Raw genomic sequence first — 12,657 nt, 5'->3', positions numbered from 1 at the left:
AGAACAGGACATCCGCACCATGACCACGGAAACCAAGAGCGCCGACATTCAGCTGATTCAGCGTATATTGCCGCATCGCTATCCGTTTTTGTTGGTCGACAAGGTTGTGGATATCGATGGCTATCAATCAGCGGTGGGCATCAAGAATGTCACCATGAACGAGCCGCACTTTCAGGGCCATTTCCCCGGAACTCCGATCATGCCTGGCGTGACCATTGTCGAGGCGATGGCGCAGACTGCAGGAGTTATGCTGGGTGTCGGCATGGATGTAATCGACAGCGAGTTGCTGATCTATTTCATGAATATCGACAAATGCAAATTCCGCCGCAAGGTCGTACCTGGCGATGTTCTCGAAATGCATGTCGAAACTGTACGCGGTAAGAAAGGTGGCAAGATCTTCAAGTTCAGCGGCCGCGCTACAGTCGAGGGCGAGGTTGCTGCCGAAGCTGAATTTTCGGCCTATGTCGACTGGGACATGGAAAAAACAACATGAGCGGTATTCATCCCAGCGCCATTATCGAAGACGGTGCGCAGATCGGGCAGGGTTGTACGATTGGTCCATTCTGCCATATCGGTCCGCAGGTCCGTCTGGGCGATCGGGTCGAACTGAAATCCCATGTCGTAGTCACCGGCGATACGTCAATTGGTGATGACACAGTGATTTTCAGCTTTGCTGTTGTCGGGGAAATTCCGCAAGACAAGAAATTCGGTGGTGAGAACACGCGCCTTGAAATCGGTGAGCGCAACCGTATCCGCGAACACGTCACTATCAACACCGGCACGGATGGCGGCGGTGGTATCACCCGGATTGGCGATGACTGCTTACTGATGGCCGGTGTCCACGTGGCGCATGATGTACAAATCGGCAACCGGGTCATTCTGGTGAATCACGCTGGCGCGGCTGGTCACTGTATTATCGAGGATGACGTCATCGTTGGCGGAATTTCGGGCTTACATCAGTTCGTGCGCGTAGGTCGCGGTGCCATCATTGGCGCGCTTACGATGGTCCCGAATGATGTGATTCCATATGGGCTTGTTCAGGCGCCTCGGGGCGAACTGGATGGCTTGAATCTGGTCGGTTTGAAACGGCGTGGTGTAACGCGTGAGGATATCTCGGCATTGCGCGCGGCCTTCAAGGAACTGTCAGAAGGAGACGGCACCTTCATGGATCGCGCCACCCGGCTGGGCGAGGATGCAGACAACGAATATGTGCGCCAGATCGTCGAATTTGTGACGGGGCAAACAGACCGTTCGTTCCTGACCCCGAGGAAGTAGGCCAATGCTGGCATTGATCGCAGGAACTGGCGCTTTACCAGACGAGGTGGTCACTTGTCTGCCAAACCGCCCGCTAATCTGCGCTCTGGAAGGGTTTGAGCCCGATACACTGACCACCGACTTGGTTTTTCCATTGGAGCAACTGGGTAGCTTCATCGCCGATCTCAAAGCCCGCGGCGTGACCGAGATTTGCATGGCAGGGGCAGTGCGTCGTCCGACTGTCAATCCAGCTCGCATTGATGCGGCGACGATGCCGCTGGTGCCGATCCTGCAAAAGGCCATCATGGCCGGTGACGACGGCGCATTGCGCGCGGTCATTGGAATATTTGAGGATGCCGGTTTGACGGTCCGTGCGGCGCATGAGATCGCGCCGGATTTGCTGCCGCCTCTTGGCTCATCGACCGAAGCCCAGCCTTCTGAAACTGATCACGCCGACGCAGATCGAGCGGCAGGAATCCTGCGCAACATGGGGACGGCGGATATCGGTCAGGCTTGCGTAGTACTGAAATCTCAAGCGTTGGCGATCGAGGGCATCTATGGCACCGCATGGATGCTGCAATCCTTGACTCAGCGCCCCGACGCGGGCGGTGGCATTCTGTACAAGGGTCCAAAACCAGATCAGGATCGCCGCGCAGATATGCCTGCCATCGGACCCGACACCGTTTCGGCGGCTGTCGCGGCGGGCCTGTCGGGCATTGTCATCGAAAAGGGCGGCGTCATCGTTTTGCAACGCGATCGCGTGATTGAAGAATGCAATCGCCTTGGTCTGTTTCTTTATGTCCGCGAGCGCACGGTCTGATGCGCGTATTTCTGGTCGCCGGTGAACCTTCGGGCGACCGTTTAGGGGCCGCGTTGATGGAAGGTCTGCGTACCCTTTTGCCAGAGGTGCAGTTTGATGGGGTTGGCGGGCCGCTAATGCAGGCGCAGGGGCTGACCAGCCGATTTCCCATGTCTGAACTCAGCATTATGGGGTTGGTCGAGGTTCTGCCCAAGTTCTTTCACCTAAAACGCCGTATCGCTGAGACTGCTCAGGCAGTTCTAGACACGAAGCCTGATGTACTGATCACTATCGACAGCCCGGATTTCTCGTTGCGTGTGGCTAAGCTGGTAAAGGCCTCCAGCGAGATTCGCACTGTCCACTACGTTGCCCCCAGCGTCTGGGCCTGGAGGCCGGGGCGCGCAGACAAGATGGCGAAAGTAATCGATCACGTACTTGCGCTGTTACCCTTTGAACCGCCTTATATGGAGCGGGCAGGGATGGAGTGTGACTTTGTCGGCCATCCGGTTGTGAACGAACCCATTGCGTCCGATCAGGATATCCAGCGATTCCGCGCGGCTCACGATCTGGGCGACGCGCCGATCGTGCTGGCTTTGCCCGGCTCTCGGCGGGGTGAGGTCGAACGGCTGGCTCCGATCTTTGGCGCTGCTTTGCAGGAATTTCTGAAAGACCGTCCCGATATGCGCGTGGTCGTGCCCGCAGTTGCACATATGGTTGATGCGGTCGTCGAACAGGTTCGGGACTGGCCGGGGAATCCGATAGTTGTCGATCCGCGGGAATTGCCCTCGGACGACGCGCAATCGCAGAAAAGGGCAGCGTTTGCCGCTGCTGATCTTGCATTGGCTGCATCCGGCACGGTCTCATTGGAACTGGCCGCGCAGGCAACACCGATGGTGATCGCCTATAACCTCAACTGGCTGACCACGCTGATCGCAAAACGAATGGTTAAGCTGGACACCGTCACACTGGTCAATCTGGTCTCGGAGACACACGCAGTACCCGAATGTCTGCTGGATGAATGCCAACCGGACAAGATCGCTTCGGCGTTGGAACAGGTGGCCGCCACCCCCGACGCCCAACATCAAGCCATGGCGACGACGATGGAGCGTCTTGGTCGCGGTGGCGAAGCACCGGGTTTGCGTGCGGCAAGGTCCGTTTTGGACAGAATGAAATCGTGATGCTGGATCATGTGATCTTTGCTGCTTCTGCCTTCATGGCGCAGGTTTTGACCAATCTCGACAACCTTGCAGCTCTTGTAGCGTTGATGATGGTGTCTGGTCCGCGCCGGACCGTTGCGGGGTTCCTGCTGGCGCAGATGTTAATCATCGCTGCCGCCTTATTGTTGGCCTTGGGCGTCGATGATGTGGTGCCACATTGGGCTGGATATCTGGGCGTGATACCACTTGGCCTCGGGCTGATCGGAGTTATCCGTCAGTTCCGCGGATCGGAGACCGAGGAGGCCCCTCAAATATCCACGGGTGCTTCGACATTCGTCACCATGCTGCTGTTCATAAGTCTGTCGATGGACACGTTCGCTGTGCTTGCGCCGCTATTGGCCGACTCAGCCCCCAGCTATCGGATTGCGGGTGTCACCGGCGCGGTGGCCGCAGCGCTGACGCTGACCATGCTGGGGCTTTGGGGTGCACAATCCCCAATCATGACCGGCGGTTTCGCACGTCGGCTTGAGAAACTGGTGCCTTACGTGATGATTTGTGCCGGGATCTATATCCTCAGCAACTCGTGGACTGACGCGATTTAGTAACCGCGCCAGATCCAGCCGCCGCCAAAGATACGGCTGCTATCGGTTTCGTAGAACACACAAGCCTGACCCGGAGAGATACCTTCCTCGGGCGTCAGCAATTCAACCTCGGCTGTTGTGTCGGAAAGGGGGCGAATAATCGCCTCACGCGGGGGGCGGGTCGAGCGGACTTTGACCGAAACATGCCATTCGTTCTTTGACGTGAACGGTTCGTCTCCCAGCCAATTGATCTCGCGCACGGGAACGGTTCTTGTGGCCAACATCTCTTTGGGGCCGACAACAACCTGTTTCTTGTCCACATCCAGCTTGACCACATACAAAGGTTCGCTGAGACCACCGATACCGAGCCCACGACGCTGACCGATCGTATAGTGAATCACCCCGTTATGCTGCGCCAGAACGCGGCCATCGGCGTGTACGATCTCACCGGGTTCTGCGGCTCCGGGGCGCAGTTTTTCGATCACGCTGGCATAGTTTCCGTTGGGCACAAAACAGATGTCCTGACTATCCGGCTTGTCCGCAACGGCCAGCCCATATTGTGCCGCCATCTCGCGCGTGGCGTCTTTGGAGGGCAGGTGGCCAAGCGGGAAACGCAGGAAATCCAACTGTTCCGGTGTGGTCGAAAATAGGAAATAGGACTGATCGCGATTTGCATCCTCAGCGCTATGAAGCTCGGCGCCGTTGGGGCCCATCTTGCGCTGAATATAGTGGCCCGTGGCCATGCAGTCGGCCTCAAGGTCCTTGGCGGTCTCAAGCAAGTCCTTGAACTTCACCCGTTCATTGCAACGGATGCAGGGCACCGGAGTCGCGCCGGCAAGATAGCTGTCGGCGAATTCGTCGATTACGGCGTCCTTGAAGATATTTTCATAGTCCAAGACGTAGTGAGGGAACCCGCGTTCTTCCGCCACGCGACGCGCATCGTGGATGTCGATCCCCGCACAGCACGCGCCTTTCTTGGCCAACGCCGCACCGTGATCGTAAAGCTGCAAAGTAACACCTACGACATCATAGCCTTGATCAGCGAGATGGGCCGCCACAACAGAGCTGTCCACACCGCCGGACATGGCCACGACAACCCGCGTTTCCGAGGGTGGTTTGGCAAAGCCAAGCGAGTTCAGCGGGGTCTCGGTATCGAGGGCCATAGGCGGTTCCTGTCCGGGTTAAGAAAGACCGGCAGAATATAAGAAAATTCTAGACACTCTCAAGGGGCGGTTTCACGCCCTTTTAAGTAGGCTGGGTGCAGCTTTGTCGCAGCAGCAGAAGGTATGAGAGATGTATTTGCACAAAGTGGAAGGTCCAAGGTCGGTCACCCTGCCTGACGGGAGCGTGCTGACACGCGCCGATTTGCCTCCTGCGGATACGCGGCGCTGGGTGGCGTCGCGCAAGGTGATCGTTGTGCGTGGTGTACTTTATGGGTTGATTTCGTTGTCCGAAGCCAAAAAGCGCTATGGCATCAGCGATGAAGAGTTCAACTCGTGGGTCTCAGCAGTTGCTGAGCACGGGATCGATGCATTGAAGGTGACGGCCTTAAAAAAATATCGACAACTTAAAGGTGAAAGTGAATAAATGATTCAACGGTAACGTCAGATTAACCATTTTTATTCAGGCTCAAATCAGTTGAAGAATTTGACCTAAATTGGAGCAGTGAACATGCGCATACTTCTTGTCGAGGATGATCCAACCACGTCCAAAAGCATCGAACTGATGCTGACACACGCCAATCTCAACGTGTATGCGACGGACCTTGGCGAAGAAGGCATCGATCTGGCCAAGCTATATGATTACGACCTCATCCTGTTGGACTTGAATCTGCCGGATATGAACGGCCATGAAGTGTTGCGCCAACTGCGCATAGCACGGGTAGAGACACCGATCCTGATTCTGTCGGGCGCTGATGACACCGAAAGCAAGATCAAGGGATTTGGATTTGGAGCAGACGATTATCTGACCAAACCTTTCCATCGCGAAGAGCTGGTGGCGCGCATTCATGCGATTATCCGCCGCTCTAAGGGGCATTCTCAATCCGTGATTCACACCGGGCAGGTCGCCGTAAATCTGGATGCCAAAACCGTAGAGGTGAACGGAAAAACCGTACACCTGACAGGCAAGGAATATCAGATGCTGGAACTTCTGAGCCTGCGGAAAGGAACAACACTGACCAAAGAAATGTTCCTGAACCATCTCTACGGCGGCATGGATGAGCCCGAGCTCAAGATTATCGACGTCTTCATCTGCAAGTTACGCAAGAAACTCAGCAATGCGACCGGTGGTGAGAATTATATCGAGACGGTCTGGGGCCGTGGATATGTCCTGCGTGATCCGCAAGCCAACAACATGGGTGAAACCCGCATGGCCGTGGGTGCCTAATCTGATCTGATTGCTACCGTCGATGGTCCGGGGCGGTAAATCCACTCGCGTGTCAGCACAACACTGGACCTGACCATGGCCTCGTCCTATCACTGGTTTTCAAGACGACGTGACAGGGCGGGGCCATGAGCGATACCACAGCAATCGCAGATCTGACAGAAGATGAAGCACGGGAAGAATTGGCCCGGCTCGCCAAGGAATTGCTGCGGGCAAACCAGCTTTATCACACTGAAGATGCTCCAGAAATTTCGGATGCCGACTATGATGCTCTCAAGCGTCGCAATGCCGAGATCGAGGCGCGATTCCCCGAACTGAAACGCTCCGACAGCCCTACTGAACAAGTGGGCGCACGCGTTTCAGATGGATTTGCAAAAGTGACCCACGCCGTGCGTATGATGTCACTGGGCAATGCGTTTGATGACACGGATGTTGCCGATTTTGACCGCTCGATCCGCAAATATCTGGGACTGGGAGATGAGGCACCGCTCGCCTATACAGCTGAGCCCAAAATCGACGGCCTGTCATTATCCCTGCGGTATGAGCAGGGTGAACTGATGCAGGCTGCAACACGTGGTGATGGTGAGACCGGTGAAAACGTTACCGCAAATGCGCGTACGCTTTCCGATATTCCACACCGAATTGAGGGTGCACCAGACGTTCTTGAGGTTCGCGGCGAGGTCTACATGTCTCACCATGATTTCGAGGCTTTGAACGCACGTCAGGTCGAAACAGGTGGAAAGACCTTTGCAAATCCGCGCAACGCTGCGGCTGGTTCGCTCCGTCAACTGGATTCCGAAATAACACGATCTCGCCCGCTGAAATTCTTTGCCTACGCCTGGGGTGAATTGTCTGCACCGCTAGCTGAGACTCAGATGGACGCAATTGATCGCCTCAAAACCTTGGGGTTCCAGGTCAATGCGCTGACAAGGCGTTGCTCAACGACTAATGAGATGTTGGAACATTACCGTCAGATTGAAGCTCAGCGCGCGACCTTGGGCTATGACATTGATGGGGTCGTATACAAGGTCGATGATCTGAGTCTGCAGGCCCGGCTGGGTTTCCGATCTACCACGCCCCGCTGGGCGATTGCGCACAAGTTTCCTGCCGAACTGGCTTGGACGCGGCTTGAAGCCATCGACATTCAGGTGGGCCGTACCGGCGCGCTTAGCCCGGTAGCGCGGCTGCATCCGGTAACCGTTGGCGGGGTAGTTGTTTCGAACGCGACCCTACACAATGAAGATTATATTGCAGGGCGGGACGCCAAAGGCGGAGTCATTCGTGAGGGCAAGGATATTCGCGTTGGAGATTGGGTTCAGGTCTATCGGGCCGGGGATGTGATCCCGAAAATCTCGGATGTTGATCTGTCGAAACGACCCGATGATGCGCGGCCCTTCGCTTTCCCGACGAAATGCCCGGAATGTGACAGCGACGCGATCCGGGAAGAGGGGGATGCGGTCCGCCGCTGCACAGGGGGGCTGATATGTCCCGCTCAGGCGGTTGAAAAACTCAAACATTTCGTATCGCGCAAGGCGTTCGATATCGAAGGGCTTGGCGCAAAACAAATCGAGATGTTTTATGGCGATCCTCTTCTGCCAATAAACACACCCGCTGATATATTTACATTGAAAGATCGCGACACCGAAAACCTGGCCCGGTTGAAAAACCGCGACGGCTGGGGCGAGACATCGGCAAGCAACCTGTTTGCAGCGATCGATGACAAGCGAACCATACCGTTTGCCCGTCTGTTGTTCGCTCTGGGGATTCGTCATGTGGGCGAAGTTGGTGCACGAGATTTGGCGTTGTTTTATCGGGAATGGGATGTAATGGCGGCCTCCATTGATACGGCCCGGCCTGCCGCGCTTGCGCAGCGTGCAGCCGATGAAGCGGAAGACGCCGAGAGGATCGCGGCTACTGCAGAAGCGAGGCGTGCGAAAGTTAAAGAAGTTCGGGATGCGGCTTTCGTGCGAATGGATGTTTCGACAGATGCCGCGAGCGCCTGGGCTGATCTGATTGGTATCGACGGAATCGGCGCCACGCTCGGGTTGTCACTATCTGATGCGTTTGCCAATTCGGAGGAACGCCAAGCATTTGATGATCTGCGTAAACATCTGACGGTTGTTCCACCAGAGGCTCCTGCGTCGGACAGTCCGGTCGCAGGAAAAACCGTCGTGTTTACGGGAACGCTTGAAAAGATGACACGCGCCGAGGCCAAGGCCCGCGCCGAAGCGTTGGGAGCCAAAGTGTCCGGCTCAGTCAGCCAGAAAACTGATTTGCTCGTGGCGGGCCCGGGTGCAGGGTCCAAGGCGAAAAAAGCGGCTGATCTGGGCATCGAAACCTTGGATGAAGATAGCTGGCTTCAACTGATTGGCGATCTATGAGCGGTAGGCCTGAACAGCTCTTTCCGCTGTTTGCGGGTCTTGAAACACTAGATGGTGTGGGGCCGAAGACCGCGCAGCTTCTGGGCCAATTGGGGATCGATTCACCGCGCGATGTATTGTTTTCGCTACCCTATGCGGTGATTGACCGGCGGCGACGCGATACGATTCAGGGCGCCGACCTTCCGACGACTCTGACTGTTGAGGTGACGATCGGCGCGCATCGACCACCGCGGAACAAAGGGGGCGCATATCGCATTCATGTTGAAGACAGTCAGGCGGATTTCCAACTGGTGTTTTTTCATGCCCGAGGGGACTATCTGAAGAAGCTGTTGCCGGAGGGCGCACGCCGGGTGGTATCGGGAAAGCTTGAGCTGTTCGATGGCATGGCTCAGATGGTACACCCCGATCATATGGTCGCGCCTGAAAACGCAGGCGAATTGCCCGAGTTTGAACCGGTTTATCATCTGACGCAGGGTGTGACGCAAAAAACTGCCTATAAAGCTGCTCAAAGTGCGTTGGCGCGAGTACCTGCATTGGCCGAATGGGCCGACCCCGCTCAGGTGGCACAACAGAATTGGCCAGATTGGACAACTGCTATTCACGCGGCGCATTACCCACAAGGGGCGGACGACGTAGCACCTTTTGCGCCTGCGCGGGAACGTCTGGCTTACGATGAGCTGCTCGCACATCAACTGACGCTGGCCCTGGCACGACAGCGTGAGCGTAAAGCGCGGGGGATCGTCAGTCTCGGCACCGGTGCTTTGCAATCCAAGGTGCTTGCAAGCCTTCCATATCGACCAACCGGAGCGCAGACACGCGCGATCGAGGAAATCTCGGCAGATATGGCCGCTGAGACGCGGATGAACCGGTTGCTTCAGGGCGATGTGGGGGCAGGAAAAACTCTAGTAGCATTTGTTTCGCTGCTCATAGCCGTTGAAGCTGGCGGGCAGGGGGTAATGATGGCCCCTACCGAAATCCTTGCCCGGCAGCATCTTGAAGGGCTGCGTCCATTGGCAGAAGAAGCCGGAGTTGTACTGGAAATCCTGACCGGGCGCGACAAGGGGGCTGAGCGTCGAGCGAAGCTGGCCGCGCTGAAGCAGGGAGATATTCAGATATTGGTCGGTACCCACGCGGTGTTTCAGGACGATGTTGAATTCAAAGCCCTAAGGCTGGCCATCGTTGATGAGCAGCACCGTTTTGGCGTCCGCCAACGCATGGAGCTGTCCGAAAAGGGCCAACGCGCTGATGTGCTGGTGATGACCGCTACGCCCATCCCGCGCAGTTTGGCGCTTGCGCAGTACGGCGATATGGACGTCTCGGTGCTGGATGAAAAGCCGCCGGGTCGTAAACCGATCAAGACCGCAGTCGTCAGCACGCAACGCATGGACGAAGTTGTGGCCCATCTGCGCGGTGCGATTGATGCAGGCAAACAATGCTATTGGGTGTGCCCATTAGTCGATGAATCCGAGGTCTCGGACCTGACTGCGGCTGAGGAGCGTTTCAAAAGGTTGCGCGCGATCTTGGGGGACGATGTGGTGGGCCTGGTACACGGCCAAATGCCGCCCGCCGATAAAGACGCGGCAATGGCGGCGTTTCAGAGTGGTAAGACCAAAGTCCTTGTCGCTACTACGGTGATCGAGGTTGGGGTGAACGTGCCGAACGCCACGATCATGGTGATTGAGCGGGCAGAGATTTTTGGTCTGGCGCAGTTGCATCAGCTTAGGGGCCGAGTTGGACGTGGTGAAGATGCCTCAACCTGTTTGTTGATGTATCAGACACCGCTTAGCGAGGGTGGTCGCAAACGGCTGGAGGTACTCCGAGAAACTGAAGACGGCTTCCGCATTGCCGAGACCGATCTGCAGATGCGCGGTGCGGGTGACTTGATCGGAACCGCACAATCTGGCCTGCCAAAGTTCCGGATAGCTGATCTTGAAAGGCAAGCTGGGCTGATGGCGGTGGCGCAATCAGATGCGCGCGCTTTGCTGTCCGCAGACCCCAAATTGACCTCGGATCGGGGGCAGGCTGCGCGTGTTCTTCTGTGGCTTATGAAGCAGGATCAGGCGATCCGTTTGATATCAGTGGGTTAGACCGAAAATCCCACTAAGTTCACAAATGTTCTCAAAAAGTTCTTTACCGGCTCGTTAAAATATGAGAACAAAAGGTCAACAAAGGATTAAACCTGACCGGAGGTGAGACCATGCTGAGCCAGATCAAAACTGCCTTTACCCGTTCACAATCCACGATTTTGCAGGATGCAGCGGGCGCGGTTTCACTGGTTGTGATGCTGGTGGTTGCCCTTCACCTGCCAACCGGGTTCTGAGCCTTTCTGCCTGCGATCTCGTGCCGATCACACCGCGCTTGTCTCCCCGTCATAGTCAAGGGTGACCTGCCTGTCCCATTTCCCTTGAAGGGGCCTGCCTCGGCCCCGTGCGGTGATCCGGACCCTACATGAGAAACGCATGACTTGCCGCCGCCCTTTCCGCCCGGAAGGTGCGGCGGTTCTTTTTACAGCTGTCCGGTTTTGATGATTTCGATCGTGGCGGATAGAACTGAATTTACGGCGACGGATGCAAGGATCATCCCCATCACGCGGCTGATGATCGCCGCGCCGGAATGCCCGATCAACCGGATGATCGGCTCGGCCAGCAGCATCAGCACAAACGCTATGGCAATAACGACCAACATAACCAGTGCAGTGATGCTCTGATCGGCGACGCTGTATCGGTTGTTGTCCGTTAGAACCACTATCGCCAGCATCGCGCCCGGTGACGCAAGCGAAGGGACGGCCAAAGGGAATATGGCCGGATTGGTCTTGTGCATTTTGTCGTCCAAGTCTTCTTCGGCCTGGCGCTGCTCGATCACCTGTTTGCTTTCGCCAAAGATCATGGTCAGAGCGAAGAGAAACAGAATAATTCCGCCTGCAACCTGAAACGAGTTTAGGCCGATATCCAAAGCCTCGATCACAAGTTGCCCGAAGATCAGAAAGAACAGCAGAATGCCTGCGCTGACCAACGCGGCCAGTAAAGCAGTTTTACGACGCGCACCCGTCGCGATCCCAGCAGTGACAGCGATAAAGACGGGGATGGTGCCGATCGGGTCGATCACGACCCAGAGCGTCACAAAATGTTCCAGCAAATTGTTCACGTTAGCCCCCCCAATCATTGGGGGCACCCTATACGGCTTTGTATGGAAAAGCCAATCAGGCGCAGTTGGCTTGTTCGGCCTGCTCCATCGCCTCGGCGGTCGCGTCAAGCGCCAGCAGGATTGACGCGTGGCGGTTCTTGTAGTCCCGCGCGGGCATCAGAACTTCGAGCCCGTCAAAGGGCGCCTCGGGGGCAGGGCCGTCTTTCTTCAGCATTGCGGAAAGCTGATCACGTGCGGTTTCGACCTGCGACCGCGTCGCCCCGATCACGGCGCTGCCTACGACCGAAGCCGAGGCCTGACCCAACGCACAGGCCTTGACGTCTTGCCCAAAGTCCACGATCCGCCCATCTTCAAGCTTGACGTCTACAGTCACGGTCGATCCACACAAAGGGGCTCGTTTCTTTACCGTCGCATCGGGATTATCCAAGCGATCCAGATGCGGAATATCCGCAGCTAGCGCCAAGATGCGTCCGGAATAGAGCTTGATCAGATCGGTTTCGCCGCTCATGGCTTTCCCTCGTTGTCCATTCCCCATACATAATGGCGGGATTCTGGGATGCAAAAGGTTTTTGCGATGGCTGACGCAGTCTTGTTCGATCCGTCGACACTGAAATTCAACGAGGCGGGTTTGATCCCTGCGATCGCACAGGACGAAGCGACGGGCGAGGTTCTGATGATGGCCTGGATGAATGTCCAATCCATCGAGCGCACGTTGGGAACCGGACGGGTTACGTATTGGTCGCGGTCGCGACAGGCGTTCTGGATCAAGGGCGAAAGCTCAGGCCACTTTCAGGCCCTGGTGGATTTTCGCGTCGATTGCGACAGGGATTGCCTGCTGATTGTGGTGAACCAAACGGGGCCAGCCTGTCACACCAATCGGCGAAGTTGTTTCTACACGGCCGTCCGCGATGGGACCGAAGTCGAGCTCATGAAGCCGATGGAATAGTTGGGCCTCT

General features: G+C 56.4%; 14 protein-coding genes. 11 read left to right on the top strand and 3 right to left on the bottom strand.

What is annotated here, in order from left to right:
- Nucleotides 1-19: 19 nt before the first annotated feature.
- The 5 genes from fabZ to ACR0MP_RS05515 are packed head-to-tail and all read left to right on the top strand — an operon-like array spanning nucleotide 20 to nucleotide 3,812.
- The gene (gene fabZ, locus ACR0MP_RS05535) at nucleotides 20-493 is read left to right on the top strand and encodes a 3-hydroxyacyl-ACP dehydratase FabZ (protein ID WP_170393131.1); all 474 of its coding nucleotides are present in this window, start codon (nucleotides 20-22) and stop codon (nucleotides 491-493) included.
- Entirely contained in the window at nucleotides 490-1,275 is a 786-nt protein-coding gene (lpxA, locus tag ACR0MP_RS05530; RefSeq protein WP_170405636.1) for an acyl-ACP--UDP-N-acetylglucosamine O-acyltransferase, read from the top strand. Before fabZ ends, lpxA begins: the two co-directional genes overlap by 4 nt.
- Before the next feature lie 4 nt (nucleotides 1,276-1,279).
- Entirely contained in the window at nucleotides 1,280-2,074 is a 795-nt protein-coding gene (locus ACR0MP_RS05525; RefSeq protein ID WP_170405641.1) for a UDP-2,3-diacylglucosamine diphosphatase LpxI domain-containing protein, read from the top strand.
- Nucleotides 2,074-3,231, top strand: a complete 1,158-nt coding sequence (gene lpxB / locus ACR0MP_RS05520; RefSeq protein WP_170735080.1) for a lipid-A-disaccharide synthase — start codon at nucleotides 2,074-2,076, stop codon at nucleotides 3,229-3,231. The genes ACR0MP_RS05525 and lpxB overlap by 1 nt, the downstream gene beginning before the upstream one ends.
- Complete coding sequence (locus ACR0MP_RS05515; protein WP_170393127.1) at nucleotides 3,231-3,812, top strand: cadmium resistance transporter; 582 nt, start codon at nucleotides 3,231-3,233, stop codon at nucleotides 3,810-3,812. Before lpxB ends, ACR0MP_RS05515 begins: the two co-directional genes overlap by 1 nt.
- On the opposite strand, the gene mnmA is transcribed toward ACR0MP_RS05515, so the two are convergent.
- Nucleotides 3,809-4,954: a tRNA 2-thiouridine(34) synthase MnmA gene (mnmA, locus tag ACR0MP_RS05510; RefSeq protein WP_170405650.1), complete on the bottom strand. Its 1,146-nt coding sequence runs from the start codon at nucleotides 4,952-4,954 to the stop codon at nucleotides 3,809-3,811. The genes ACR0MP_RS05515 and mnmA overlap by 4 nt on opposite strands.
- Nucleotides 4,955-5,084: 130 nt before the next feature.
- On the opposite strand from mnmA, the gene sciP reads away from it, so the two are divergent.
- The 5 genes from sciP (at nucleotide 5,085) to ACR0MP_RS05485 (ending at nucleotide 10,877) form a co-directional block, all read left to right on the top strand.
- Nucleotides 5,085-5,378, top strand: a complete 294-nt coding sequence (sciP, locus tag ACR0MP_RS05505) for a CtrA inhibitor SciP (RefSeq protein ID WP_170393125.1) — start codon at nucleotides 5,085-5,087, stop codon at nucleotides 5,376-5,378.
- Between the two features lie 84 nt (nucleotides 5,379-5,462).
- Complete coding sequence (gene ctrA, locus ACR0MP_RS05500; RefSeq protein ID WP_170393124.1) at nucleotides 5,463-6,179, top strand: response regulator transcription factor CtrA; 717 nt, start codon at nucleotides 5,463-5,465, stop codon at nucleotides 6,177-6,179.
- A gap of 125 nt (nucleotides 6,180-6,304) precedes the next feature.
- Complete coding sequence (ligA, locus tag ACR0MP_RS05495; RefSeq protein WP_170646020.1) at nucleotides 6,305-8,557, top strand: NAD-dependent DNA ligase LigA; 2,253 nt, start codon at nucleotides 6,305-6,307, stop codon at nucleotides 8,555-8,557.
- Complete coding sequence (gene recG, locus ACR0MP_RS05490; protein WP_170405659.1) at nucleotides 8,554-10,644, top strand: ATP-dependent DNA helicase RecG; 2,091 nt, start codon at nucleotides 8,554-8,556, stop codon at nucleotides 10,642-10,644. Before ligA ends, recG begins: the two co-directional genes overlap by 4 nt.
- A gap of 110 nt (nucleotides 10,645-10,754) precedes the next feature.
- Entirely contained in the window at nucleotides 10,755-10,877 is a 123-nt protein-coding gene (locus tag ACR0MP_RS05485; RefSeq protein ID WP_255612104.1) for a hypothetical protein, read from the top strand.
- A 185-nt stretch (nucleotides 10,878-11,062) separates the two neighbouring features.
- Here ACR0MP_RS05485 and ACR0MP_RS05480 read toward each other — a convergent pair whose 3' ends face one another.
- Both ACR0MP_RS05480 and ACR0MP_RS05475 read right to left on the bottom strand, forming a co-directional pair.
- A complete protein-coding gene (locus ACR0MP_RS05480) occupies nucleotides 11,063-11,701 on the bottom strand; it encodes a MarC family protein (RefSeq protein ID WP_170393121.1) in 639 nt (212 codons plus the stop codon).
- Between the two features lie 55 nt (nucleotides 11,702-11,756).
- Nucleotides 11,757-12,209 carry an iron-sulfur cluster assembly scaffold protein gene (locus ACR0MP_RS05475; protein WP_170405662.1) on the bottom strand — a complete coding sequence of 151 codons (453 nt, stop codon included), beginning with the start codon at nucleotides 12,207-12,209 and terminating at the stop codon, nucleotides 11,757-11,759.
- Nucleotides 12,210-12,257: 48 nt separating this feature from the next.
- Between ACR0MP_RS05475 and hisI the strand changes: the two genes are divergently transcribed.
- Complete coding sequence (gene hisI / locus ACR0MP_RS05470; protein ID WP_170405665.1) at nucleotides 12,258-12,647, top strand: phosphoribosyl-AMP cyclohydrolase; 390 nt, start codon at nucleotides 12,258-12,260, stop codon at nucleotides 12,645-12,647.
- Nucleotides 12,648-12,657: the final 10 nt, after the last annotated feature.

The organism is Ruegeria sp. K3, assembly GCF_056531845.1.
Note: the sequence above shows the minus strand (reverse complement) of the source record. Positions and strands in the feature narration are given on the sequence as shown.